This window comes from Blastopirellula sp. SH421 (genome assembly GCF_057808535.1).
This window is the reverse complement of record NZ_CM173712.1, coordinates 4,388,188-4,413,963: the sequence shown is the minus strand read 5'-3', so window position 1 is coordinate 4,413,963 and position 25,776 is coordinate 4,388,188. Positions and strand designations below refer to the sequence as shown.

Here is a 25,776-nt window from a genome sequence, read left to right as displayed (position 1 = left end):
AAAATTGGTCCCTGTTAGGGAATACGGATGGCGGAACAGCCAAACGAGCCGAATCAAGAGAATTCAAAGCCCGAGCCCACCCAAGGCGGCTTCCGGCCACAGTTCAGCATCTTTTTGGTGATGCTGCTTCTGGCGGTGCTGGTCGTCATGCTATTGGCGTCCCCCGGAGGCTCGAACCGCGGACTAATCTCCTACTCGCAATTTGAAGAGCAAGTCAAAGAGCATAACGTCAAAGACGTGCTGATTGACGAGTCGCAAATCACCGGCGAGTTTCTGAAAACCGTGCACGCGCGCGAACAGTTGCCAAACGGCACGTTCGTCGAGAAAAAAGACAAAGACAACAAGGGAATCGAGCTCCCCTCGAAGTTCCGTGTCAACATTCGCGCGGGCGACGCCGCCGTCGCCGATGCGACTGCGCTGTTGAGCAAAAACGAAGTCGAGTTCGCTTACAAAGAACAAAACCACAGCATGGTGATCCTGGGCGTGATCTTCGCCCTGTTGCCGCTGGTGGTTTTGCTGCTGATTTGGAACAGCTTCCGTCGCAGCCGTGATCAAATCATGGGCGGAGGATTTCTATCAGGCTTTAGCAAGAGTCCGGCCAAAAAGTATGAAGCGAACCGCCGCGCGGTCACTTTTAATGATGTCGCCGGTCTGGATGGGGTCAAAAGCGATCTGCAAGAGATCGTCGATTTTTTGCGGAAACCAGAGAAGTTCCAACGTCTCGGCGGTCAGGTTCCCAAAGGGGTGCTGCTGGTCGGACCTCCCGGAACCGGAAAAACCCTCTTGGCTCGCGCGATCGCCGGCGAAGCGGGAGTGCCGTTCTACTCAGTCAGCGGCTCTGAGTTTATTCAGATGTTTGTCGGTGTGGGCGCTAGCCGGGTCCGCGATCTGTTCAAAACAGCCAAAGACAACTCCCCCTCGATCGTCTTCATTGACGAAATTGACGCCGTCGGCCGCCAACGTGGCGCCGGAATGGGCGGCGGTCATGACGAGCGCGAGCAAACTCTTAATCAGATTTTGAGCGAGATGGATGGATTCTCGCAGGGCGAGACCGTGATCGTCGTCGCGGCGACCAATCGTCCTGACGTGCTTGATCCGGCTTTGCTGCGACCAGGCCGCTTTGATCGACATATCACGGTCGATCGTCCCACTCTCAAGGGACGCTTGGAAATCTTCAAAGTTCACGTGCGAAATGTCCCCTTGTCTGATGACGTTTCGATGGAGCGTCTCGCGGCAGGTTCGGTCGGTCTGACAGGCGCCGATATCCGGAATTTGATCAACGAAGCCGCGTTATGGGCGACCCGTCAGGATAAGACGGAAGTCCACATGGTCGACTTTGAATATGCCCGCGACAAAATCTTGATGGGCGCTCGTCGTGAAGAAACGCTGGTCGCGCGCGAGAAAGAAAAGACCGCCTATCACGAAGCAGGGCATGCGTTGTTGGCTTGGCTCCTTCCCGGAGTGGATCGTCTGCACAAGGTGACGGTGATTCCGCGCGGTCGAGCGCTTGGCGTGACGCAAACGGTGCCTGAAGAAGAGCGGATGAACGTTAGCGAAAGCGAACTACAAGACAAGTTGGCGTTTATCCTGGGTGGTCGCGCCGCCGAGAAAATCGCCTACGACGAATTGAGCGCCGGCGCCGAGAATGACCTGGAGCGTGCAACCAAGATGGTCCGCCGCATGGTGACTCAGTGGGGCATGAGCGAGCGGATTGGACCGGTCAGCTACAAGATGTCTGGCGAAGATCCGTTTCTGGGCCGCGAACTGCATGAGTCGCGACTCTTTAGCGAACACACGATGCAGGTGATCGACGAAGAAATTGCCCGCATCTTGCATGATGCGGCGAAACGGGCTTTCGACGTCTTGTCTAAGAATCGTGAGAAACTGGAGAGCCTGACGAGAGAATTATGCGAAAAAGAAGAGCTCTCGGATGTGGAGATCACCGCACTGATCGGTCCTTCGGTCCACGCGCTCCGCAAACCGGTGGAGCCACGTGAGGAACTTCGGTACGAGTCAAGTAATGGATTGCCAGGCGTCGAAGCTCCTCCGCGCACGCAATCGGACGAGGCGTAGTCCGTAAGTACCTATGGCGAAGCGCAATTCCAAGAAGTTTCGCACCGAATTCCGTAAGAACCGGTCGTCGCGCGTTCGTGACGCCGATCTGACGCGACAGTTCGCCAAAGATGAGATCAACCACGACAAGCTTGCTTCGGCCGAGCGACTAACGGGTAAGGGAGACCTGACCCGCAAGCGCACCATCCATGGCGCCGCCGAAGGAGAAGATGGTGAGCTGCAGATCGACGTGGATCAAGCCGAATGCTTGCAGGGGCGCGTGTTGCGTGTTCGTGGTTTGGTTAGCGAAGTCGAAATGGCGAGCGGCGAGGTTTATCAATGCGCGACGCGGCGGCTCTTGAAAACTCTTTCGACCGATCAGCGGCATGTGGTCGCGGCGGGAGATCGCGTCTGGTTTCGCTCGGCCGATAATCAAGAAGGCATTATCGAGAGCATCGAGCCCCGTTACGGAATCCTTTGTCGGGCCAGCAAGCGGCGGCAGCATGTGATTGTCTCGAATGTCGATCAGTTGCTGATTGTCGCCAGCGCCGCCGAGCCTTATCTAAAGCCGAATTTGATCGACCGCTATCTCATCACTGCCGAAAAAGCAGGGATCACGCCGGTCATCTGCATCAACAAAGTCGACTTGATTGACCCCGCCGATTTGCAGCCGCTGGTCGGCGTTTATGGGCAGATGGGCTATCAGGTAATTTTGCTTTCGGCGACCAAGGGGATCGGTGTCGAGCGGTTGCGTGCCGCCGTCCGCGATCGAGCGAGCGTCCTCTCAGGACAAAGCGGCGTTGGGAAGTCGACGATCTTGAACGCGATTGAGCCCGGCTTAAATCTGCGGGTGGGTCATGTCAGCGAGACGACCGACAAAGGGCGCCATACGACGACCACTTCTAGCTTGGTTCCGCTCGCCGCCGGGGGACATGTGGTCGATACTCCGGGGATTCGGCAGTTTCAGCTGTGGGACGTGATTCCGGAAGAAGTCGCCGGATATTTTCGCGACCTGCGCCCCTTCATCACCGGATGCAGGTTTCCTGATTGTTCGCACACCCATGAGGAGGGGTGTGGCGTCAAAGGGGCAGTCGCTGACGGATTTCTCGACGTTCGCCGTTACGAAAGCTATTGCCAGATCCATGCCGGCGACATGGCGTAACGAAGCCTGGGGCCCCTGCGAAGCAAGTAAACGGCACGATCGGCGTAATTGTTACGGTCGTTCTTTGGGCGCAACAAAACATCGTAAGTCATTAGCAGGCGAGACATTCGGTTGACGATTGCGCCGCCGTGTCTAGAATCAGCTAAAGGCCGCATGTCGATTAGTCTTCTCGTTGATGACATGTTTCCACTTTTGCTCATCCAATCAATCGCCTCTGACTGCTTCGAGGGAATCGCGGTCGTGGATTCTCAATTGCCCGACGCCGATGCGACGCAAGAATCGTCCTCGTCTAGCGCCGCAACCAAACGCGAAGCGCCGGCTGGAGCTGCGCGCGAGTTGCCATCGACCGCGGCGCCAGAGATGTTGATGATGACCGAAGAGCAGGCCACCGTCATTTCGGCACGTGACAAAGCTGAACGTAACGGCGGTTCCACCAATCGCCCGATGAACAGCGCCTGGCTGCGGACCGATCTGGTTGGTCAAACGCTCGGCCATTTTGAACTGCGTGAGTTCATCGGGGCCGGCGGCATGGGGGCCGTCTTCCGCGGCTTTGACAAACAGCTGGCGCGTGAAGTCGCGGTCAAGGTTTTATCGCGCGAGAATAACGGCAACGAAGAAACGGTCCGCCGTTTCAGAAACGAGGCGCAAAGCGCCGCGCGCCTGGATCATCCGAACATTGCCCGCGTCTACTTTGTCGGTACGGATAACGATTGGAATTACATCGTTTTCGAGTACATCGAAGGGTACAACATTCGTGATCTGGTCGATCGCGATGGTCCGATGTCGGTCGAAGAGGCGCTCGACTACACGCTGCAGATCGCCGAAGCGTTGCATCACGCGTCGGAGCGAGATATTGTGCATCGCGACATCAAGCCGTCGAACATCCTGGTCAGTCCCGGTGGAGTGGCGAAGCTGGTCGATATGGGCTTGGCGCGGTTGCATCAGGTCGATGCCGGTGATGGCGATTTGACCGCCAGCGGAATGACGCTCGGCACGTTTGACTATATTTCGCCCGAGCAAGCCCGCGATCCGCGATTGGCCGATGTGCGTAGCGATCTCTATTCGCTCGGCTGTACGCTTTATTATATGCTGACCGGCAGGCCCCCCTTTCCTGAAGGTACCGTGCTGCAAAAACTGCTCAGTCACAGCAGCGACGAACCGCTTGACCCGCGCGAACTGCGCGACGACTTGCCTGACGAGATTATGGTGCTGCTGGGCGGGCTGACCGCCAAGAGCCCGCAAGATCGGTACCAAACGCCGGCTGAGTTTATCGCCGAGATGTTGCTGTTTTGCGAAGATCTCGGAATCCATCTTCGGCATGGCGGCGGAATGACGATTGCCGCAGACGTCCACCCGCCAACCATTGTCGAACGCCATTTTCCTTGGGTTGCGCCGATCTTGGCGTTTATCGCGATCTTTTTTGTGATGGACGCCGTTTGGTCGGCGCGCAGTAGCGATGAATTACGTCTGCCGGAGCTCATTTTTGCAGATCAAAGCGGGCGACGCACGCTCAACAGCTCCACCAGCAGTGAACCAGTCGTAGGCGATCGCGGCCTCATCATAATTCCCGAGAATCGGGAACCGCTGGGAGTGATGCCGAGTCCGACGCCGACGCGCGAATCCAATCCGCAGCAGTCGCTAGGCTCGCCGACTCCGATGATGATTCCGCCGACCACAGTCGATATGCCAAACGTCAAAGTGGTCAGCACCGCCAGCGCTAGTCAAATCTACGAAGCAGTCACGACCGCCAGGCTCGACAGTAGCGTTGATACCATTGAGCTTCGATTCAACGGCCCCGTCAAAATGGACGCGCCGCTGCTGTTGGAAGGAGACGCCGAAACCGAAAAGATCACATTACGTGCAGCGATTGGTTTTTCGCCGGAATTAACGATTGCGATTAATTCGATGTCGATGTATCGCAACATGATTCGCGTGGGGCGCATCCAGGTCCTGTTTGACGGGATTTCATTTCGACTAGAGTCGAGCGATGCAGCGGCCGATCCAGGCAGCTTGTTTTTGCTCGAGTCAGGCAGCGCCATCCGCACCAACCGCTGCACGTTTACCGTGGTGGCTCCGACCAACATGACGGTGTTGCCGGCTGTATTTCGTCGACCTGTTACGGTTGCAACGACGCCGACGACCACGACTGACGTCATGATGTTCCGGTCTCCTTCGATTTCGTTGGTCGATACGGTAATTCGGGGCGAAACCGACGTGGTGCATCTCGACCAAGCGTCGCAATTCAAATTTGACTGGCAAAATGGTCTGCTGGCGATCTCTGGCGTGCTCCTTGACGCCCAGGGATCGACCAAGCCTTCGACGGACCTGATCGACGTTCGCTTGAATCGCGTGACCGCAGCTGCCGCCAAAGGGCTGTTCCGCTTAGAAAGCTCGGCTGAATTTCCGGAGCAACGCGATCTAGAGGCGACCCTGACCGATTGCATCGTTCGCTGGTCCCCCAGCGAAGCGATGCTACTGCAATATGATCGCGCCCCGAGCGCCAAGCTGACGGATTTGAATTCGGTTCGCTTCAAAGGGGATAATAACTTCTACGATTTGACGAGCGGCTTGCGGCAGATTTTCTGGGAAAAGAAAACCCGGCTAGAGATCGAGGCGCTGCACTCCGAAAAGTGGGGCGCCGCAGTCGAGGGGGACAAGTTTGGCAAGCGTGAGCCGGTCGCTTGGGCGCAGCCGCTGGATAAGTTACCCCCCTATTCACAGCGTCAAGTCAGTGACTATCGCTTGAATGCGGAAGCGGAAGGGAATTACGCCTACGACAAAAAGACAGGCGCCGAAATCGCAGGTGCAGACTTTGCGAAACTACCGAAATTTTCTGCTGATCCGCCAGCCACGACAAACGTTGACGTTTCTCCCGGCGAACTCCCTTAATTCTTCGCTGCGCGGGTTGTGATCCTAGCGCGTTTGGCGCTAGAATACGATCCCAGCCCCGAACGCAGTTAATCGAAAGAACCTATGCGCTCGCTTATCTTCTGTCTGATCCTCTCTACGTTTCTCGGATGCGGCGGTCCCGCTGTGCCGAGCAATATCTTGATCTACGGACGTGGAGACGACGCCGACCGGTTGGATCCTATCCATACCGACATCGGCGAATCAGTCACCGTGATGTGCAATATCTATGACACGCTGGTCACGTACGACGACGAGACGCTCGATCTCGTGCCGAGTCTGGCTACTTCGTGGTCGACCAGCGACGATGGTCAGGAGTGGACCTTTCACCTGCGCGAAGGGGTGAAGTTCCATGACGGCACGCCGCTGGACGCCGAGGCGGTTGTTTTTTCGCTCCAGCGCTTGACCCTGCCTGATCATCCGTTTGTGTTTGATCAGGTGATTCCCTACTCTCAAAGCTACGAAACCATTGAGTCAATTTCGGCCGTCGATCCGCTCACGGTCAAGATTCGCTTGAAACGCCCCTCGGCCTCGTTTTTGACCACGCTTGCGATGTTTCCCGCCAGCATTGTCAGCCCGACAGCAGTCAAAAAATACGAAGGACAATTCTGGAAGCACCCTGTCGGCACGGGGCCGTTTCAGTTTGACTCTTGGAACGTGGACCAGCAGTTGACGCTGCTCTCGTATGCAGATCATTGGCGCGGCCGGCCAGCAATTGACGGCGTTATCTTTTTGCCGGTGGGCGAAAGTGCCGTGCGCGTCAAGCAGCTGCTGCGCGGCGAGATCGACATCGCCGACAATCTGCCGCCAGCCGAAATTGATTCGCTAGCCGAAATGCCCAATGTCATCGTGCAGGAAAAGGAAGGAATGAATACCGCCTACCTGACGATGAACAACGACAAAGCGCCTCTCGACGATTCCCGCATTCGCGAAGCGATTTGGTACGCGATCGATCGCGACCAATTGATCAAGTCGGCCTATTCAGGCCATGCAGAAAAAGCGGTCAGTCTGGTGCCGCCCACGATGTGGGGAAGTCATCCAGATCTCGTTGATCGTGAGTACAACCCTGAGAAAGCCAAGCAGCTGTTGGCCGCCGCAGCGGCTGACGGCGTGCCGATGCCGATTCGCCTGCAACTGTTTGTGATGACCGATCCTCGGCCTTACATGCAGCAGCCGCGCCAAACGGCGATCTTTATCAAAGACTCGCTTGCTCAGGTCGGGATCGAAACCGAGATTGTCACCAACGAAAACTCGCAGCATTTCCGGCGTATGACTCGTGGCGAACATCAGTTGGGTTTGGCGGGTTGGACCGCCGATATGCCGGATCCTGATAATTTTTTGTACACGCTGCTCGATTCCGACAATATCAACGATTTTGGCGGCAACAACCTGAGCCGCTACCGAAGCCAGGCAGTGCACGAGTTGCTGGCCGCCGCAAAAGTCGAACTAGATCAAGAGCAGCGGGCCGAGCTTTATCGCACGGCGCAAGAAAAAATCTTTGCTGACGCACCGCTGCTGCCGCTGGTTCATACCTCCGTTCGTAACGTGCAAAGTAAAGCGGTATCGGGCTATCTGCTGCATCCCTCGTCGCTGAATCGTTTGCGACTTACGAAGTTATCCAGGTAGACGAAGGGCGGAAGTTACCGTGTGGAGTTTCCTGCTCGTTCGAGTTTTGCAGTCGCTCGCGACCGTTGCGGTCGCCGTGGTGCTTATCTTCATCTCAATCCGACTATTGCCGGGCAACCCAGCGCTGGCCCGCTTTGGTCAGCATAGCGTGCCGGCGCGCGTGACCGCTGAAATGTCGAAACAAGGTTGGGATCGCCCGATCCTGGTGCAGCTAATCGACTTGCCAGGCGAATTGCTTCGTGGTGACTTAGGGGTCTCGTTCTTTCACGGCGATCTAGTTGCTGAGCGATTGACTGAAACGATCCCGGCGACGCTAGAGCTCTCGTTGGTCTCAATTCTATTGGCGATTCCGTTGGGGATTTGTGCTGGCGTCGCCTCGTCGCTGTGGCGCGGCCGTTGGCCTGACTACGCGGCGATGACTTTTGCCCTGGTCGGCGTCAGCGTGCCGGTCTTCTTTTTGGGGATCTGCTTGATGACCATCTTTACCAGCATGCCAACCAGTGGTCGCGTGGCGCCGACGATGATTTCGCAGTTTCATACAGACTTTTTCTTGTGCGAAGCGATTCTCACCGGGCGATTTTCCTTGGCGGGAGACGCGTTACGGCATTTGGTGTTGCCGGCTGTCGCGCTGGCGACCATACCGGCAGCCGTGATCTCGCGGATTACGCGTAGCAGCATGCTAGAAGTCTTATCGTCCGACTATCTTCGCACGGCAAAAGCCAAGGGTGCATCGCTTTGGCGGATCGTCTGGCGGCACGCACTGCCCAATGCATCGGTGCCGATCGTCAATATCGCCGGATTTCAGGTTGGCATGCTTCTCTCTGGCGCTGTGTTGACCGAGACCGTTTTTAATTGGCCCGGCATGGGACGTTACTTGGTCACGGCGGTGCGTGAGCAAGACTACGCAGTAGTGCAGGGGGGCGCACTGGTGATTGCGGCGATGTTTGTTACGGCGAACTTGCTGTTGGATGTCGCGTACTTATGGCTTGATCCTCGCATCCGAACCGAGTCGTAACGATGAACCGTTCCTGGAAACGTTTTCTCTCGAATCGCGGCGCACTGATCGGCGGCGTGGTGGTGGTGTTTGTCTGTCTGGTCGCAATGACGGCTAACCTGATCGCCCCCTATCCGATTGACCAGCGCGATCAAAAGCTCGCGCCTCCCAGCGCAGCGCATTGGTTAGGTACCGACACCAACGAGAAAGATGTGCTGACCTGGGTGATCTACGGCTCACGGTTGTCGCTGACGGCCGGCAGTTTGTCGATTGTGTTGGCGATCTTTCTCGGCGTTCCGTTAGGCGCGGCGGCGGGATATTTTCCGGGGGCAGTTGATCAAGTGATCATGCGCTCGATTGATGTGGTGTTGGCGTTCCCCGCGATTTTGATTGCACTGCTGGTGATGGCTGCGCTGGCGCCGGGCTGGCCGGCGGTAATTATTGCGGTCGGTTTGATCAACATTCCGATCTTTGCTCGGCAGATCCGCGCCACAACGCTGACGTTGCGTTCGCAAGACTATGTGACGGCCGCCGTCGCCGCCGGCGCCACAACGCGACATATCTTCTTCTGGTCGCTTCTGCCAGGTTTGGTGGGCCCATTGGTCGTACTAGCGACATTGGGACTAGGAAGCGCCATCCTAGAAGTAGCCGGACTTTCTTTTTTAGGGATTAGTGGAGATCCCACAATTCCAGAATGGGGGGGAATGTTGGCCGAAGCGAAAAATGACCTGTCGACCAGCATCTGGCCGGCGATTGCGCCGGGACTGGCCATTTCTGTCACAATCCTGGGCTTTAATTTGCTTGGGGACGGACTGCGGGACGCATTGGACCCTCGTTTGGACCACGGCAAGTAAACTTCTGGCAAATATTTAGACCTTTAAGACATTCGCAGCGTAAGCTTAGGGGATAAACTTCGGGAAATCGGCCCAGGGAGTAGCTTGACACGGTATTTCCGTGCAGTTTAACTAGAATGGCATCGGCATGTTCCCTACGCGCCTCCCTGCCAATATCCCACCGAAACAAAGACCGTTTGCCGTACAACCTGATGCTGCTAGGCAGGTCTCGCGTAAACCCTTGGAGGAAGAAGGATGAAGAAAGTTCTGTTTTGTCTGATGTTGGGCGCTGTCGCCGCCGTCGTCACCGCTGACGAAGCCTACGCGATCAAGCCGTTTATGGACGTGTTTGTTGAACAATACAACGTCAAAGAACCGAAGACCGACGCTGACAAAGCGCTGGCCGCTGCGGTTGCTGAAGTGAAGTGCAATCTGTGCCATGAAGGCAAATCAAAGAAAGATCGCAATGCCTACGGCGTCGCGGTCGACAAACTGCTCGACAAGGCTGAAATCGTCGCTCTGCTGAAAGAAGACAAAGACAAGGGAAGCGAAACCATCGCCGCCGCTCTGGTCAAGGTCGAAGCCGAAAAGTCGCCTTCCGGCGAAACCTACGGCGAATTGCTCAAAGCGGGTAAGCTGCCGGTTGCGGCCGAGTAAGCTTTACTCTCGTAGACAATCAGAACTCAGTGCGTGAATACGAAAGACCGTGGTTAATCCCACGGTCTTTTTTTATTCGTACTTGTCGCAAACCGCGTTACTTGGTCATCGCGACTGCGATATCCGCTTTGGCGCTGAAAGACTCGCCAGGCGCCAAGACGCGTAGTCCGGCATCTTTACCTTGGGCCGCCAACTGAAAAGCATCCGGGATCAGCGTATAAGGCTCGATGCAAAACGCTCGGCGATGTCCCGGGTTGTAAAGGACCACGCCGATAAACTCTTCGGAGAAACTCTGCGTGATTTTCACGCCGCTCTCAGGATCCTCGATCGAAGTCAAGCAAGTCCCGCCGGCCCACTGTAGGTCGCCGAACGCATTGTCAAACGATGTCGCCGAGAAGGGAGCGTTGAGCGGTTCGGTGGGCAGTTTGGCGCCGGTCGCCATCTTGTCAGCGAATTCCCACTGGCTGCTATAAGGCACATGAATCTGGCACGCATCAGCCGAGCTTCCGCCCAACGGCACGCAAAAGTAAGGATGCGTTCCTAGTCCGCAAGGCAAGGGAGCGTCTCCGCAATTGGTCGCTTGGTACGTTGCGCGTAACGTTGTGCCGTGTAGTGCGTAGGTCGCAGTAAGTTTGAAATCGGCGGGCCACATTTCGAGAATGCTAGGATCGTCAATCGACGCGGTAAACTCGCCGGTCACGCTGTTTTCGGTCTGCGCGACTGTGCGCCAGGGACGCGTATGGACAAATCCATGGATTGCATTGCCGGCGCCATCTCCTTCCGGCAGTCGATATTCCTTTCCTTCCCAAGCGAGCACGCCTCCTTTTAAGCGACCCGGAAACGGGAAGAGCAGGGGAATGCCGCTGCTTGAGGCGCGGCGCGTACCGGTATCAAAACCTTCCTCGGCCCACAGGATCTCCAGTGACTGCTCGCCGTGAGGGACCGAAAACCGAAAGCAGTTAAATCCGTATCCCACGGCGATCTCGGCGACAGCGCCCGACTCGGCGTCGCGGATGGTGGCTATTTCAATGGACATGATATTCCTCGTAGAGGGGTGGTGATCTCGTTAATTACATTGTTTCTCATTCAAATGCTAGAAGCGACTCGCCAGCATCGCGGCAGTCATCAATACGATCACGCCGAACATCGTCGCGATCGCCTGGTTCACCTGACGTGACGTCCGCTGAAAAAATGCGGCGCCGGCCAACACATGCATCAACCAAAGCGCCGAGCAAAGCGCCACCGCAAACAATCCGGTTGTGAACAGATTGCCCCCCATCAAGCTCCGCTGCTCTGCCGAGGGCAACGCCAGCAAAAATGCGGTCCCGATCGGCAACTGTAGCAGCGTCGCAATCAGCGCCGCCAGAGAACTGCGAGCAACGATCGGATCGGCGGCGGCTGCTTCCAACTGCTGGATCGCCAATCGCGCAGTCAGCATCCCGGTCACCGAGATCGACGCCAGCAAAAAATGGACGCTCAGCCAGATCACTTGAGGAGTCGCCATCAAGCTGCGGAATTCGCTGGAACCGATCGTGGGACCTTCGCCATGATTTTCGCGGGCCAGCATCTGAATCACGCTAAACAGCGGCGGAAAGTGATACAGCAAATTCGTACCGGCCAGCAGCAGCAACAACTGCGATACGATCCGTTCCCACCGCTTCGCAGCCGGGCGAAGCGATCGCCAAATTAAAAATCCCCCCACACAGCCAAGGTAAAAAGCGATCTCCCACCACCCGAAGAAGATTTTTGTCTCCCAAAATCGCCTAAGAGCCAAGAAAAATTGCCGCTCGCCGCTGGCCCAAATTAACAGCCCATTCGCGGCGCCCAGCAGCATCGCCAGCCCAAACGCGGCCAGCGACCACCAGGTAACCATTCGGCCCAACCTGAAAATGGCCGAATCGCCCAGCTTGCCGCCACGCAAGTCGATCCAAATGGCCGCCAAAGGCCCCGCCGCGGCAAAATTCATGCCTGTCAAATGGGCAGCCAACAAGAGAACGCGTAGGAGTATCAAGGTGTTGGTAAGTGTTGAAGCCGATGGGAGTTGCGGATTATTTCCAGATTATAGCGAGCCTAGGCCGACAAAGGTTCCTCTCTCTTATATCGAATGTCGCCCGATTGACGATCTTTCTTGCGGTACGCTATCATTATCGGGCTTTGAGGGCGATTAGCTCAGTTGGTTAGAGCGCTTCGTTTACACCGAAGATGTCGGGGGTTCGAGTCCCTCATCGCCCACTTTGAAGGGCCCTGCGTTTGCGTGGGGCCTTTTTTTTTGGACTGGCGCGAAAATTGTTTGGTTGTCACCGGCGTGTTGCGTTCTAGGATCTGACTGGGTCGGTTCCAGTAAGATGCCCCTTCGGAACGGAATATCTTTATCGGTGGGAGCTTGTTGTTCGGATGGCGCGTATTTTTTTGGCGATTGTGGGGGGCGTTTACCTTTTGTTGGCGGCATGGTGCTCGCTCAGCCCCGCGCATACATCCCAAGTGGTTGGTTTTGAACTACAGCCAGGCGCTGGGCAGTCCGAGTTTTTGACGGTCTACGGAGGCTTAGAGTTTGCGCTGGGGCTCGCGTTCTTATGGCCTCTTTATCGCCCTGCCGATGTTGCCTATCCGTTGTTTCTGTGCTTGCTCGTCCATGGCTCTCTGGTCCTGTTTCGGACTGTCAGCTTCGTGGTCTATAGCGGGATCCCTGCAGATACTTTTATGTTGGCGGCGTGCGAGTGGATTATTTTTATCGCTGCCGCGATTTTGGTTTGGCGGCAGAAGTAATGTCTGTTATCGATCGGCAATCATCGAGTGACTCGATTTCATCCGTTGTTCTTATCATTGATCACCGTTTTTGCCCCGCATTGGGGACAGGCTCGGGTCATGCCTAAGAACGACATGGAAGCGTCAAATGGGTGTCCGGCAGGACATGTGATCGACAATACCGCGCGCTGAGGTGTAAATGGCGGCTCAGCTTCGAGCATATACGAGGCGGCGGAAATCGGATCGCAGACCCGGGTGCAGTATCCGTTTTGCGTCCATGGTTTGTCACGGTGCGGCACGAACTTCACGCTGCAAGTGAGACAATTTATCGCACCTAAGTCGGCCAGTTTTCTTTGCTCCAGTTCACTTGCCATAGCGGCGATGCGCACAATTCGGCGGGTTGGTTCCTTTTCGAGCAAGGCGACTAATGTCGCAGGAATGCCTGGGTATTCTACAACGGTGGTGCTAATCGTCGTCTGAGAATGAACGCCTCCCAGGATCAGTCCCATTAAAATTCCTGACAGGCTCGTATCGATGTCGGATGACTTCTCTGAGTAATGCAAAGAGAACGTCCATGACTCTCCATTGCAAGACTTGCACGAGCCATTGGGATTGATCGCAAGTCGTCTGCGGAAGGGGAAGAAACTATTGGCCTTCCCGTGGTCAGATCGCAATTGCTTGCTGCACTTTTCACAAGTGTAGACGACCTCGTTTGGAATTCTTAGCATCGATCGCGACATGATTTTCTCTGGATAGATTGGCTGATCGAGCTTTGCCAGCGCATTACAAAGGAAAATCTTCACTCCAGTTAGGGAAATCGAGTCAGATTTTCTTGCCTCCATGCCGTTTCATCCTTCCACAGAGTCGCAGCCACTTTCAAGATAGGCGGCAAATGAAGAGAGGAGTACTGTTCGGTGAGACCTGAGATTAATAGTCGCCAGTTACCTGTACTAATCCAAGCTAGAGAGGAAATCGATAATCCGCCAGCCGGTCGAGCAAGAATCAAGAACGCTCGCGTCATACATTTGGACGAGTCCGCAAAAGGAACAACTGACGACGAGGAATTCGTTGAGTTGAATATCAAACACACGCGATGCGCCGGCGCCTGTGGTTGCGATTCGCTTGACGGAGCCGCCGTGCGATCGGCAGTTTGTGCAGCGAAATGTACGGCCCAATGCTTCGTCCCGCGTTTCCAATCCCTCGTCTCCCAGGTATCGCGGCTTACGATGAGCAGCATGCGGACGAGCGGCGAGCCCATAGTTGCAGCCTGTGCAACGGTACGAATTCTCAATGTTTTCGGTTTTGCAGTTCGGACAGTTCATTGAGCAGATTTTCTCGAAACAGAACTTCTTTCTTTAGTCGGTCGTGGTGTCACCGAGTTGGAGTCGATCGGCAATAGCCAGGACCCAGTCCATTTGAGTATTGGTGTCGGGGACATTCAAGCCGCGATCGGCAGAAATCGCGGCGAATGCCTCGGCGACGCTAGCGCCTGTTTTGACAAGCAAGCAGGCGGCCGTAAGGGACGATCGTCCTATGCCCATGCGGCAGTGGATGGCAATAGTTTGTTGTTTGGATAAAAGTTCATGCAGTCCATCAATGAACACCAGGAAGTCATCCACCGATCCCGGAACGGAGCGATCAATGATCGGATAGGAATGGAACTGTAGATTAGACGATTCGACGAGCGTCTGTTCTTGTTCGAGTCCAAGTTCTATGATCTCTTCCCTGGTCAAAAGAGAGACGACTATGTCGACCCCCGTGGCATTCCAGGCGGCCACTTCATCGGCAAGCCAGTCGCCGGCGCGAGGCCGCGGCATGATCGCTAATCGTCCTTGCGGTGCAGTGGTGATCCAATAGAGTTCTGGGCGCATTATTTAGATGACAGAGTAGGTGATATCTTATTTAAAATTGAGCAATGCCCAACGAACTTATTGCGTTTTCTCGTGTCGAGAGGCTGAGGGAACTCCTTCCGAAGCACAGAAATTTTAGTGGAATAAAAAAGATCGCTCCATGATTTTAGGCAATATCCGAAAGTACGAAGATCGCGACTTGAATCAACTACTTCACGTTTGGGAGGCTGCGTCTGAGATTGCCCATCCCTTTTTAACGGCGGAATTCCAAGCGATGGTGCGCGAGAGTATCGCGAACGTCTATCTCGTCAAAGCTGAAACTTGGATCTTGGAAGGAGATTCGCAAGTTGTCGGTTTCATTGCGTTGATAGGAAATGAAGTCGGAGCGATTTTCGTTGAGCCGAGTCTTCAGAAATCGGGGATTGGACGAAAACTGATGGATAAAGCGGTTGAGCTTCGCGGTGATTTGGAAGTTGAGGTCTTTGTCAACAACACCATTGGACGAGCATTCTACGATCGATACGGATTTATGCCGCTAGACGTGACGTTTCATGAACCGACTGGGCAAGACGTGCTGCGAATGAGGTTTGAGACAAATCGCGGCGAATGAAAAGTTTTCTGTCCTGGAGTACCAGTCGAATTGCTCGTTCTTGACGACCGAGCATATGCTAGGGGACTATTTTTTGTTCTTAGGTGCTTCTGGTTGTTGAACCAGGAGAGCGCGTGCGCTCTTTAGATGACAACGGCCGAGATGTTGTCGCTGAGTAGGTCGAGCAGCGCGGCGGCGCTGGGTTGGCGGGGGTTGTTTGACATTCGCTCGGCGTTCACTTGGTTGACAATCGGTTCGATTTGACCGCGCGTGCCGATGCCGGCGGCTTGGAGCGAAGCGGGACAGCCGAGTTGGGTGATAAAAGCGTCGATTTTTTGACATGCCTCTTCCAGCGTGCGGCTGCCGAGCAACTCGACGATTCTGGCGATTTGTTGTTGGACAAAGTCGACTCCGCGCGGGTCAGCGCAGTCGGCTGGCTCGACCGATGCATTGAATTTCAACAAGCGGCTCAGGGTCATCGCGACTGCAGCGCCATGGGGATAGCCATGTTGTGAGGTGATTGCATAGGAGATCGCATGCGGAGCCGTGGTGCGGCTGATATTGATCGCTTTGCCGGCTAGGTGCGATGCTTGGGACATTGCGCGGCGAGACTCAGCGGTGGGTGCGAGGACTGCTGTCGGCAGATGCTGGAGGATTAACGGAACCGCTTCGGCCGCGTACTCTCTTGATTCGGCGGTGCTGCCGACCGCCCACAGCGATTCGATCGCCTGACAAAAAGCGTCCAGCCCCGTGGCGGCAGTAATCGAACGGGGCAAGCTTTGCGTCAGTTCACTGTCGAGGATGACATACTCGGGAAGCAAGCTTGGATGTGCGAGCGAGAATTTTTCGTGGTCGATATAGACGACGGCAAAATGGGTCGCTTCGCTGCCGGTGCCGGCGGTTGTGGGGATTGCGATCAGGGGAACTTGGACTGCGGCGATTGGCGCTTCGCCCCGTATCACGCATTCGGCAGCGTGCGAGGGATCAGCGAGGGACCCGATCAGCTTGGCGATATCGATCGCCGTGCCGCCGCCGATCGCAATGATCGCGTCGGCTTGCGACTTGCGGAAGATCTCAATCCCGCGCTGTACGTCAGGCAGTTTGGGATTAAGTTCAAATTCGCTAAACCAGGTGGGCGTTCGGCTGCTAAAAGTTGTCGCCAGCGCCGCTTGAGCGCCGGAATCAACAAATGCAGTCGCGTCATACACGACAAAGGGGCGTTGTGAATTTCGGCTGGATAGAATTTGTTCGACCTGTTGAATCGAACCGTCGTACAAATACGTCGTGGGTTGTCGCATCGATAGGAGGTCTTATCGGGAATGGGATGGATCGGAAGGGAATCAGCGACTAGGCGGGACGAAGCTGCGTTTCGTCCAGTTTTATGTCCCACATCGGGCGTCCATCCTTTTGAACCCACTCGGCATGCAAAGTGGCCGGACTCTGCGTTGTATCCGCTTCGAGACGGAGCCAAACGTGCGGCACTGCGGCGCCTTTGATTAGGTCAGGATGCGGGACGTTGAGCGACGGAATCGTCCTGTCATGGATCGGAGAGACGATAAATTGATGAATCGGGTAGCCTGCTTGCCGTGTCGATTTATAACGCAGCAGTCGTGAGCAGTGAATATCGCCGCCAATCAGCACTACTCCGGTGATTTGTTGTTTGCCAATAAAATCAAACAGCGCGTTACGCTCGTGAACGTAGGTTCCCCAGTCATCCGATTCGGTGTTTTCTTTGTCGTCCCAGATCATTCCGCAAGCGATCACTTTGAAGGTTGCTGTTGAGTTGGCGAGGCTCGCCAATAGCCACTCCCACTGTCGCTTGCCTAGCAAGGTTGGTTGCTTGGGATCAACCGGCGATGGTTCGGTGCGGGAGAACCAACGCGTATCGAGCAGAAAGACTTCGATCGCACCGTAACGGAACTTGGTATAGATCCCTTCGCCACGATTGCCAAATTGTTCATTCGCGCGGTATTCAACAAACGCTTGACGGTTGTTTTCTTTACCTTTGACAAGTCCGTCGGTGTCGTTGCCGGCGAAGTCGTGATCGTCCCAGGTCGCCCAGACTGGCGTGTGTCGAATCAGCGCCGCTAGCTCTGGGACTTCCAGAAATTTGCGTTGCTTGGTTCGCGCGACATCCAGTTTGGTCGAATCGATATACGGCGTATCGCCCAATAAGACTAACCCTTGGGCGCCGCGATCTTCCATTTGCTTCCAAAGGCTAGAGGGCTTCATGTCAGCGCATGAACCAAAAGCCAGGCACGATTTGCTACGGATCGAAGGATCAGGCGCTGTTTCAAAGTAGCACGTGTCAGGTTCGTTCAACGAATCGGCGCCTGCTTCGATCGAGTACTGGTACCGGACGCCTGGCTTCAGGTTACTCAAGTTCCAAGTTAGGCACAGATCATTGGTGACCAGCGACTCGGCTTCGACGGTTTCCGTTTTAGCGGCGTCTTTCGCTTCGTGTAGGTGTAACTTGTAGCGGCCTGGTGAAGTAGGTCGAAACCAGATATTGGCGGAAGTATCCGAAACATGTCCAACCAGCGGGCCGACTGCTTTGTCAGGCGTCTGACCTGCCGCCCAGGTTGTTGCGGCCAGAGTGCTGGTCGCCAAAGAAGCAGTGAATGTACGACGGTTGAGCAGATGTTCGGACATATCGGCGGGAGACTTTCGGCGTTGCGATGTAAGTATTGTGGCGCACCTGCTGCAAGTGCAGGTGCGCGGGCATTAGCTTGGTTTACGTTTACGGCAGGGTGATTACTTCTCGGCCGTTGCGAGAGCCCATGCCTTGCCAAATCGCCAGGTCAAGGGTCTCGGTAATGAATTGGACGCTACCATCGCCGAAGCAAATATTGGCGCCACCCGCATGGTAGCTGCTGAACGAGCGTTCGAGGATATCGCCATCGGTCGTATCGGGATTGATCGAATCATGCGTAGAGCCAAGGACTTCTGAAAAATCGCTGCCATCGCCGCTATCAAAGTTGGGGTGAAAAAAGAGGAAGTGATCGCATACGCTGCATTCATCGGGTTCGAGAGAGTAGATCGATTCGCCGATCAAAACGGTAGAAGTGAGCCCATCCCGCGCATCGGCAAAGCGAAAAACTTTGCCGGTGGGTGATGTGGTGTTCATGCGAACCGCATGAAATAGTCCATTCGAAACATCCATCCCATTAGCGCCCAGTCCATCTTGGGTTGCGTTGCCGCCAGCGTTGGCGAGGTAGCTTGAGATGGCTCTGCCAGCAAGGCCGTTCACATCGGCCGGCTCGGTGGTTCCGCTAGGTTGCGTAGGACAAAAGAAGGCGGCGACCGGAGTTCGAGAGATCGAAATGATTCCCAAGCTACGCGCATCGGTAGCGCCGACGCTGCCGCTGTCGTTGGGAGGACTGGGCATCACATCGTACAAAGCTTGCTGTTCCATGTAGGGGAGAAGCGGCCATGACCACGATTGTCCCCAGGCGGCGTACGCACCAATCGGGAAGCTTTTGTTGACATCGTGATACAGGTGCATCGCTAGCCCAAGCTGCTTTAGATTGTTGGTGCATTGCATGCGGCGGGCCGCTTCACGCGCCTGCTGAACGGCAGGTAATAACAAGGCGATCAAGACGCCGATAATTGCGATAACAACTAATAGTTCGACCAGGGTAAACCCCATCGGATTACGTTTGGCTTGCATACGATTGTGCTCTAAAGGAAGGATGTAGGGGAGGAAATCAAAAGGAACAAAGCACCGCCTTGGCGGCAGTCTGTTGACAGACGCCGGTGATGGTTAGGGGCCGGGATCGACCAGCTCAGGTTCGCTTCCATCGGTGGGCGTCGTCCAAACGGGACCTGTAGATGCTTCATTCGCTGACGGTGATTTCGAACACCCCGCCGCGAGCACGAATAAACAAAGGACCAATAACCGCATCGTGTTTCTCGTCGTGTGAAGTTTTTGTGAAAGGGTTGACGGGGGTTGCGTCCGCCGGTGATAAAGGGTTCACAAAAGTTGACCTACACTCAACAAAGATTAGATTAACCGATTGTGAAGATTTGCACCAGTTTTTTCCTGGAAAAAACCTATTGCAGCGTCAAATCCATCCATTGCCGTGCGGCGGAAGTAGAGAGTCGAGTGAAGGCATTTCCAACCGACGAAGCTTCACCCAGGTCGATTTCTGCCGCGGGGACCGGCGAACTAGAGCGATTGGAGCTTGGCGCTGCTACGGATGAGCCAGCCGAAAGTCTTGAGCAGGGGAAACGCTTTCGCGCCTTCCAATGGCGCGTGCTGCTGGCGACGATGTTTTGCTATCTCTTCTTTTATACCGGCCGCCAGACATTTGGCTTTGCGATACCGGGGATGGAAGAAGAGTTGGGGATCTCAAAGTCGGCGTTGGGCTGGGCAAGCGCTGCTCTGTTGTGGACCTACGCCGTGGGGCAATTTATCAACGGCGGGCTGGGGGATCGATTTGGCGGTCGTCGGCTGATGAGTCTCGGAGCGATCGCTTCGTGTGGGCTTAACTGGCTTGTTAGTTACGGAACCAATCCGACCAGCCTGATCGTGCCGTGGGCCGCCAACGGTTATGCGCAGTCGATGGGTTGGGCGCCGGGAAGTCGCGTGTTGTCAAACTGGTGGGGACATGCGGAACGCGGTAAAGTGTACGGCGCCTATGTCTTTGCCGCCGGCATGTCGTCGGTGTTGGCGTTTGCGACTTCGATGCTGATCTTAGAGTGCGATTTGAACTGGCGTTGGATCTTTCGGCTGCCGGTGTTGCTGCTATTGGTCGGCGGCGTGAGCTATTACCTGCTGGTCCGCGATACGCCGGAAGAGGTAGGCTTTACCCCTGAAAAAGATGAGGTCGACAGCTCGCCGGCAAAGTCTTCTGAGCCGGCAGCGGAAAGACAAAAATCACTCAAGCAACAATATCTAGACGTCTTCACCTGCTTGCCGTTTTTGGTTGCGGCGGTGGCGATTGGTTTTCAAAGCATGGCCCGCTATGGGCTGTTGATCTGGGTGCCGGTCCATTTTCTCGGCGAAGATTGGAAAAACTCTGACACAAAATGGATTAGTATCGCATTGCCAATCGGGATGGCGCTAGGAGCGATGGTCAGCGGCTGGATCTCGGATACTTGGCTGAAGGGGAACCGCTCGCGGGTGATTTTTCTCTTTATGACGGCGGCGGCGGTTTGTGCCGGCGCGATGTATTTATTGCCGACGAATCATCCGTTGGGGATACCGGTTTTGTTTCTGACCGGATTTTTTGCATATGGTCCGCAGTCCGCGTTTTGGGCGCTTTGCCCTGACTTGTTGGGGCGTAAGAATGCCGGAACAGGAACCGGCGTGATGAATAGCTTTGCCTATGGATTTGCGGGCATCGGCGAACCGCTGATCGGCAAGTTGATCGACGCTAGCCATAATACGTCGATCATCTTCGCTGTGGTCGCGGTCGCTTGTCTGCTGAGCGCCCTGCTGGCGTTGGGGATTCGCAAATAATCAGGCCGGCAGTTATTCGTTCGGCGATTGGAAGACGCACAAGACGACCGCCGGTCGTTTGCTGGAATTGATTAAGCGGTGGGGGACGCGAGCGTCAAAATAGAGACAATCGCCGGCTTGCAGTCGATGAGCTTCGCCGTCGTATTCGAATTCAACGGCCCCGTTTTGGACCATTAGAAATTCTTCGCCGCTGTGACCAAGGGCTTCTTCGCGCGCCACGCCTGGCGGAATGGTGATCAGAAAGGGATCCATCGAACGCGATTTGCGGAGATGCGCCAGTGACTCATAGACCGAGGTGTTGGTCGCCGATTTGTCGCGCTCGACGATTTTCCGTTTGTCTTTGCGGATGATCGCCAGCGCTGGTTTGTCATCCAGTCCCTCGACGAGTTTCGAGAGCGGGATGTTCAGCGCTTGGGCGATCTGGGCCAAGGCCGGCAAAGAAGGGGTTACCCGGAAGTTCTCGACCTTCGAGAGCCAACTGCGCGTGAGCCCCGTGCGGGAAGCAACTTCTTCCAGCGTGAGACGTTGGGCAATGCGATGAGAGCGAATGCGTTCGGCGAGTTCGACTAGATTCATGGGGAGATTATATCTGCGAGCCCACGACGCACAACCGAGAAGCGGCCGGGGTGATCGCAATCGGCGGCCGCTCAGCTGGCTGGTCGCGATCCGCTAATCGCAGCATGACTGACGAAAGACGCCGCGCAGTTGCAGTTCGATTTGCAAATCGCTGACCTCTTTTTCTATCGCCGTTTGCCCCGCTTGGCTGGCCTGTAATTCTTCAAACAGTAACCGCAGCATTTCGGTCGCAGGCCCCGCGGGAAGCTGCTGCTGTAATTGAGCAAGTTGTTCAACGCGGGCAGCGGAGAGGACCGCTGCGGTGGGAGTTGGAGAGTCAGACAAGAGCAATATTTCACGGCCAAGAGTCAAAAGCAGCCCTGTCGTCAAGATACGATGCGGCGCAGCGAGCGGCAAGGAGCAGGGGAAATGGATCCCTCAGCGATCGAGCACCGTATGCAGGAACTGCTGCGTTCGTTCCTCTTGCGGGGACGAAAAAATCTCATCCGGGGGCCCTGATTCGAGAATTTTTCCTTCGTCAAAAAAGAGGACGCGATCCGCGATTTCGCGGGCAAACGCCATCTCATGCGTCACCAGCAACATGGTCATGTCGGTCTCTTTGGCCAGTTTGCGCAGGACGGTTAGCACTTCGTGCACCAGCTCTGGATCAAGCGCCGAAGTTACCTCATCAAATAGCATTACCTGTGGCGACATCGCCATCGCTCGCGCGATCGCAACGCGTTGCTTTTGGCCGCCTGAGAGTTTGGCCGGATAGGCGTCGGCTTTGTCGGCCAGCCCTACCATGTCGAGCAAACGGTTTGCGGTTTGCGTCGCCGCATCGTTTGCTTCTCCATGCACGAGTTGCGGCGCGAGGGTCACATTTTGTTGGACGGTCATGTGGGGGAAGAGATTGAAATGCTGAAAGACCATGCCCAATTTTTCACGGATTTGACGCAGATGGGCTTCATCCGCCGGGACCGAATTTCCGTTCTGCTCAACTTGCCACATTGGTTTGCCTGCGACGAAGATCTCGCCGTCATCCGGCTTTTCTAGCGTCATCAACATACGCAGCAGCGTTGACTTGCCTGACCCGCTGGGACCGATGATCGCGACTTTTTCGCCGGCTTGGATATCCACATCCAAGCCGCGAAGTACGGTTAGCGCACCATACTTTTTGACAAGGTTGCGGACGCGCACGATGGGTTGATCAGAAGTCATAGCAAGGAGTTCCTTTACGATTGCGCCGCATCGACGCGTCTCTTCAGCCAAGCGACGCCCAGCCCCGAAAGGATGCTTAACGTCAGGAAGATGATGCCGACGATTGTCAGCGGTTCCTGGTAGCGAAAGCTTTGGTTGCCGACAATCTTGGCGCGCTGCAAGACATCCAGCACCGTAATCGCTGATAACAGCGGCGCGTCTTTGAACATCGCGATTAAATAGTTGCCCAGCGCCGGCAAGATTGGGGGGATGGCTTGCGGCAAGACGACGTGTCGATAGGTTTGCCAGCTTGTTAAATTTAGCGCTTTGGCGGCGATCCATTGTCCGTGGGGGACGGCGTTCAAGCCGGCGCGGTAGACTTCGGCCGTGTAGCAGCTGTAGTGAACCCCGAGCACGAAAATGCCTGACCAAAGCGGCGACAGCCAGCCGTTGGTCAGTTCGGCGGCCGTGTAGTAAACCAGGTAGAGTTGCACGAGCAGCGGCGTGCTTCGAATGAATTCGACGATGCCATAGGTGGGCCAGCTGACCAGTTGAATGGTCGAACGCCGCATAACCGCCCAGCCTAGTCCCAGCACGATCGCCAGCGTCATGCCGCCTGCGACGGCCAGCAGAGTAACGCCGAGACCGGCTAAGATCTCGGGCAAGATGCGGGCCGCGAATTCCCAATTCCACATTATCGCGTCCCCCCATAGTCTTGCCCGCGGGCAAGACGAGATTCAATCTGTCGCACCCCGGCGGCAATCCCTTGCGACAGCACAAAATAGATCAGCAACAGCATGCTGAAAATCGCAAGTGAGCGATGGGTTTCGGTCCGGAGAAACATCCCCATCTGGGTCAAATCAACGACTGTGATCATCGAGACGAGCGCCGTACTCTTGAGCAGTTCAATCATCAGATTGCCCAGCGGCGGCGTGGCGGCGAGGGCGGCTTGCGGCAACACGACATGTCGCATGGTTTGCCAAGGGGTGAGATTCAACGCTTTGGCGGCGATGCGTTGTCCGCTGGGGACCGACTGGATCGCAGCGCGAACAACTTCGGCGCCGTACGCGCCGATGTTTAGCCCCAAGATCACAATCCCGGCGACGATCGCCGGCATGCTCAGCCCGATCAAACCCGGCATGGCGAAGTAGAACCAATACAGCAGCACAATCGCCGATGCGCCGCGAAAGGTTTCGACATATATCGTCGCTGTCCAACGGACGATCGGATCACGTGAGTCGCGGCCGAGTCCTGCAAGCAGCGAGCTGACCAAGGCGACGGCGATGCCGCCGAGCGTTACCAACACGGTGGTCCACAGGCCTTGCAGCAAGATTGGCAGTAAATCAAACGGAGGAGGCATCCTGTTTCGCAAACGTTATGGTTCGTCAGAACCGATGAGTTGGGCGGTTGTCACGTCGCCGGGGAGCGTCAGCTTGCCGAATCCGAACGGCTGCACCAATTGCAAATGTTCTGGCGTGCCGATAAAAGCAGCGATCTCTTGATTGAACGCATGCCGCAACTGGTCGTCATGTTTCTGAAAACCAAACGCGCCGTAGCCCAAGATCGATTGGCCATCGATCACCGGGTCATCAAAGGGGAGGGCGGCTTCAATGCGCTTGTCATCCGCTTTGCTCAGCAAGTCATTGACGGTCAGATTGGTCGCTGCGGCGGCGTCGATGCGGTTGGCGATGATCCCGTCGATCGCGCTGCGGTAGTCGGGGAAGACCACAATGCGATCTGCTGGGACGCCTAACGCTTGGGCGTAGCCATGTTCGACGCTGCCGCCCATCACGCCGATCCGCGCCTGGGGGTTTGCGGCGACATCCTGGTAACTATGCAAGTCGAGCGGATTGCCAACGCGAACGATAAAGCCCTCACCGATCGCGTAGGTAGGGTTGGAGAAGTCGATCTCTTGCGCCCGTTGGGGAGTGACGTACATGCCGGCGGCGATCAGGTCAAAGCGGCCAGCTTTTAAGCCGGGGATCAGCGCACCGAACTCGGTCATGACCGGCTCAATTTCGGTTGCGCCCAAACGACCTAAGATCACCTTGGCGATCTCAGGCGCTTCGCCGGTGATCTCTCCGGTACTGGTGACATAGTAGCCGTAGGGAGGCTCATTGGCGAAGCCGATACGGACTTTGCCTGTGCGGCGGATCCGTTCCAATGCCGAAGTCGGCTGCGGAGGATGCGCAACACGCCACACAATCCAACCGGCGACAGTGATCCAAAGAATCGCCAATCCGACGCCCAGCGGCGTTATCTGATTTTTTGCTGGCGGCATCGCTTCCTTCCAGGTTTGGAAAGGAGAGGGCGACCGCACTGACCATGCAGCACGCGACGACGCTAATTATCAATTAGCGGTAGGAGAGCACGTCGCTCAATTGCGACGTGCAGCAAGGGGGTCAGTGTAGACCAGATCGCGTCTGCGCTTCAACCGTACCTGCAAAGAGCGGCCGATCAATTGAGCGAGAGTTTCGCATTGCGACTGCTGGCGACATCGCTGGCCGAGCTTTGGGGAGCGGCGTCTGACAGCACAAAGTCAAACTTGTTTACGCCGGGCTCAATCACGGCGATCAGGCCAGAAGTCAGGCCTTCACCGTAGTGCTCGGGAAGCAAATCGACAACTTCGTGCGATCTTCTGCGGCGACGATGACAGCCCCGTTGCCCGCATTCGCGATCTTCGTGCGTTGAGCGTTTGACGATCGTGACGGCGTACTTGCCAATCGGCAACGCATCTTCCATGCGCGAGTAAAGCTTGTAGCGACCAGCTTCGTCGGTTTGACCATACAACGACTCAGCCATCCCGCGGCATTTGAAGGTAATAAACGCGTTCGCAACGGGTTCGCCTTGGTAGGTAACGGTTCCATCGGCAGTTGCGGGGGCAGGCCCGGCCGCGGCCGAGTGATAGCGGAGCAGAACCAGCAACCCACCTAAAAGGAGTGCGCCAGCGTAAGTGGAGATCTGTCGGAGCATATCGTCTCTTTCCTGTTCCATGAGGGGGTGAACGACACTACATTATTTAAACAACTTTGGTGGGAAATGTTTCGTATATTGTTAGCGTTACACGCAAAAAGAGCGCAAAAGAGCTAACTACTGCGGCAAATACGCTCTTGAGGAGGTTTCTTCCCGCTTCGCGTTGAAACCA

At 55.8% G+C, this 25,776-nt stretch carries 25 protein-coding genes and 1 tRNA gene; 11 read left to right on the top strand and 15 right to left on the bottom strand.

Features of this window, described 5'->3' with window-relative positions:
• Window positions 1–120 precede the first annotated feature (120 nt).
• The 7 genes from ftsH to SH421x_RS17885 all read left to right on the top strand — a co-directional run bounded on the left by ftsH (window position 121) and on the right by SH421x_RS17885 (window position 10,231).
• The gene (gene ftsH / locus SH421x_RS17915; RefSeq protein ID WP_488856451.1) at window positions 121–2,073 is read left to right on the top strand and encodes an ATP-dependent zinc metalloprotease FtsH; all 1,953 of its coding nucleotides are present in this window, start codon (window positions 121–123) and stop codon (window positions 2,071–2,073) included.
• A gap of 13 nt (window positions 2,074–2,086) precedes the next feature.
• The gene (gene rsgA / locus SH421x_RS17910) at window positions 2,087–3,214 is read left to right on the top strand and encodes a ribosome small subunit-dependent GTPase A (RefSeq protein ID WP_488851030.1); all 1,128 of its coding nucleotides are present in this window, start codon (window positions 2,087–2,089) and stop codon (window positions 3,212–3,214) included.
• A 240-nt stretch (window positions 3,215–3,454) separates the two neighbouring features.
• Entirely contained in the window at window positions 3,455–6,103 is a 2,649-nt protein-coding gene (locus SH421x_RS17905; RefSeq protein WP_488851028.1) for a serine/threonine-protein kinase, read from the top strand.
• Window positions 6,104–6,187: 84 nt separating this feature from the next.
• Window positions 6,188–7,747, top strand: coding sequence for an ABC transporter substrate-binding protein (locus SH421x_RS17900; RefSeq protein WP_488851026.1), 1,560 nt, complete (start codon window positions 6,188–6,190; stop codon window positions 7,745–7,747).
• 19 nt (window positions 7,748–7,766) lie between these two features.
• Window positions 7,767–8,762 carry an ABC transporter permease gene (locus SH421x_RS17895; protein WP_488851024.1) on the top strand — a complete coding sequence of 332 codons (996 nt, stop codon included), beginning with the start codon at window positions 7,767–7,769 and terminating at the stop codon, window positions 8,760–8,762.
• 2 nt (window positions 8,763–8,764) lie between these two features.
• Window positions 8,765–9,595 (top strand): ABC transporter permease, encoded by an 831-nt coding sequence (locus SH421x_RS17890; protein WP_488851022.1) that lies wholly within the window; start codon window positions 8,765–8,767, stop codon window positions 9,593–9,595.
• 234 nt (window positions 9,596–9,829) lie between these two features.
• Window positions 9,830–10,231, top strand: a complete 402-nt coding sequence (locus tag SH421x_RS17885; RefSeq protein WP_488851020.1) for a hypothetical protein — start codon at window positions 9,830–9,832, stop codon at window positions 10,229–10,231.
• A gap of 97 nt (window positions 10,232–10,328) precedes the next feature.
• Here SH421x_RS17885 and SH421x_RS17880 read toward each other — a convergent pair whose 3' ends face one another.
• Both SH421x_RS17880 and SH421x_RS17875 read right to left on the bottom strand, forming a co-directional pair.
• Window positions 10,329–11,267, bottom strand: a complete 939-nt coding sequence (locus SH421x_RS17880) for an aldose 1-epimerase (protein WP_488851018.1) — start codon at window positions 11,265–11,267, stop codon at window positions 10,329–10,331.
• Window positions 11,268–11,324: 57 nt separating this feature from the next.
• Complete coding sequence (locus SH421x_RS17875) at window positions 11,325–12,197, bottom strand: hypothetical protein (RefSeq protein WP_488851016.1); 873 nt, start codon at window positions 12,195–12,197, stop codon at window positions 11,325–11,327.
• 192 nt (window positions 12,198–12,389) lie between these two features.
• Between SH421x_RS17875 and SH421x_RS17870 the strand changes: the two genes are divergently transcribed.
• Window positions 12,390–12,463 (top strand) — tRNA-Val (locus SH421x_RS17870).
• Between the two features lie 162 nt (window positions 12,464–12,625).
• Entirely contained in the window at window positions 12,626–12,997 is a 372-nt protein-coding gene (locus SH421x_RS17865) for a hypothetical protein (RefSeq protein ID WP_488851014.1), read from the top strand.
• 38 nt (window positions 12,998–13,035) lie between these two features.
• On the opposite strand, the gene SH421x_RS17860 is transcribed toward SH421x_RS17865, so the two are convergent.
• The 3 genes from SH421x_RS17860 to SH421x_RS17850 form a co-directional block, all read right to left on the bottom strand.
• A complete protein-coding gene (locus tag SH421x_RS17860) occupies window positions 13,036–13,818 on the bottom strand; it encodes a hypothetical protein (RefSeq protein ID WP_488851012.1) in 783 nt (260 codons plus the stop codon).
• Window positions 13,819–13,926: 108 nt separating this feature from the next.
• Window positions 13,927–14,298: a zinc ribbon domain-containing protein gene (locus SH421x_RS17855; protein WP_488851011.1), complete on the bottom strand. Its 372-nt coding sequence runs from the start codon at window positions 14,296–14,298 to the stop codon at window positions 13,927–13,929.
• A gap of 33 nt (window positions 14,299–14,331) precedes the next feature.
• Window positions 14,332–14,847 (bottom strand): phosphatase domain-containing putative toxin, encoded by a 516-nt coding sequence (locus SH421x_RS17850; RefSeq protein WP_488851010.1) that lies wholly within the window; start codon window positions 14,845–14,847, stop codon window positions 14,332–14,334.
• A gap of 139 nt (window positions 14,848–14,986) precedes the next feature.
• On the opposite strand from SH421x_RS17850, the gene SH421x_RS17845 reads away from it, so the two are divergent.
• Window positions 14,987–15,436, top strand: a complete 450-nt coding sequence (locus SH421x_RS17845; protein WP_488851009.1) for a GNAT family N-acetyltransferase — start codon at window positions 14,987–14,989, stop codon at window positions 15,434–15,436.
• Window positions 15,437–15,558: 122 nt separating this feature from the next.
• Here SH421x_RS17845 and SH421x_RS17840 read toward each other — a convergent pair whose 3' ends face one another.
• From SH421x_RS17840 to SH421x_RS17830, 3 genes are all read right to left on the bottom strand, one after another.
• Complete coding sequence (locus tag SH421x_RS17840; protein WP_488851007.1) at window positions 15,559–16,713, bottom strand: phosphonoacetaldehyde reductase; 1,155 nt, start codon at window positions 16,711–16,713, stop codon at window positions 15,559–15,561.
• 49 nt (window positions 16,714–16,762) lie between these two features.
• Window positions 16,763–18,067, bottom strand: a complete 1,305-nt coding sequence (locus SH421x_RS17835; RefSeq protein ID WP_488851006.1) for an alkaline phosphatase D family protein — start codon at window positions 18,065–18,067, stop codon at window positions 16,763–16,765.
• A gap of 88 nt (window positions 18,068–18,155) precedes the next feature.
• Complete coding sequence (locus SH421x_RS17830) at window positions 18,156–19,085, bottom strand: DUF1559 family PulG-like putative transporter (RefSeq protein ID WP_488851005.1); 930 nt, start codon at window positions 19,083–19,085, stop codon at window positions 18,156–18,158.
• 435 nt (window positions 19,086–19,520) lie between these two features.
• Between SH421x_RS17830 and SH421x_RS17825 the strand changes: the two genes are divergently transcribed.
• Window positions 19,521–20,879 (top strand): MFS transporter, encoded by a 1,359-nt coding sequence (locus SH421x_RS17825; RefSeq protein WP_488851004.1) that lies wholly within the window; start codon window positions 19,521–19,523, stop codon window positions 20,877–20,879.
• A gap of 12 nt (window positions 20,880–20,891) precedes the next feature.
• Here SH421x_RS17825 and SH421x_RS17820 read toward each other — a convergent pair whose 3' ends face one another.
• From SH421x_RS17820 to SH421x_RS17790, 7 genes are all read right to left on the bottom strand, one after another.
• Window positions 20,892–21,455 (bottom strand): helix-turn-helix domain-containing protein, encoded by a 564-nt coding sequence (locus SH421x_RS17820; protein WP_488851002.1) that lies wholly within the window; start codon window positions 21,453–21,455, stop codon window positions 20,892–20,894.
• 93 nt (window positions 21,456–21,548) lie between these two features.
• A complete protein-coding gene (locus SH421x_RS17815; RefSeq protein WP_488850999.1) occupies window positions 21,549–21,779 on the bottom strand; it encodes a hypothetical protein in 231 nt (76 codons plus the stop codon).
• Between the two features lie 93 nt (window positions 21,780–21,872).
• The gene (ehuA, locus tag SH421x_RS17810) at window positions 21,873–22,652 is read right to left on the bottom strand and encodes an ectoine/hydroxyectoine ABC transporter ATP-binding protein EhuA (RefSeq protein ID WP_488850997.1); all 780 of its coding nucleotides are present in this window, start codon (window positions 22,650–22,652) and stop codon (window positions 21,873–21,875) included.
• Between the two features lie 14 nt (window positions 22,653–22,666).
• Window positions 22,667–23,326 (bottom strand): ectoine/hydroxyectoine ABC transporter permease subunit EhuD, encoded by a 660-nt coding sequence (gene ehuD, locus SH421x_RS17805; RefSeq protein WP_488850995.1) that lies wholly within the window; start codon window positions 23,324–23,326, stop codon window positions 22,667–22,669.
• A complete protein-coding gene (gene ehuC / locus SH421x_RS17800) occupies window positions 23,326–23,991 on the bottom strand; it encodes an ectoine/hydroxyectoine ABC transporter permease subunit EhuC (protein WP_488850993.1) in 666 nt (221 codons plus the stop codon). The genes ehuD and ehuC overlap by 1 nt, the downstream gene beginning before the upstream one ends.
• A 15-nt stretch (window positions 23,992–24,006) precedes the next feature.
• Window positions 24,007–24,912 carry an ectoine/hydroxyectoine ABC transporter substrate-binding protein EhuB gene (ehuB, locus tag SH421x_RS17795; RefSeq protein ID WP_488850991.1) on the bottom strand — a complete coding sequence of 302 codons (906 nt, stop codon included), beginning with the start codon at window positions 24,910–24,912 and terminating at the stop codon, window positions 24,007–24,009.
• Window positions 24,913–25,088: 176 nt separating this feature from the next.
• Complete coding sequence (locus tag SH421x_RS17790) at window positions 25,089–25,604, bottom strand: carboxypeptidase-like regulatory domain-containing protein (RefSeq protein WP_488850989.1); 516 nt, start codon at window positions 25,602–25,604, stop codon at window positions 25,089–25,091.
• Window positions 25,605–25,776 lie beyond the last annotated feature (172 nt).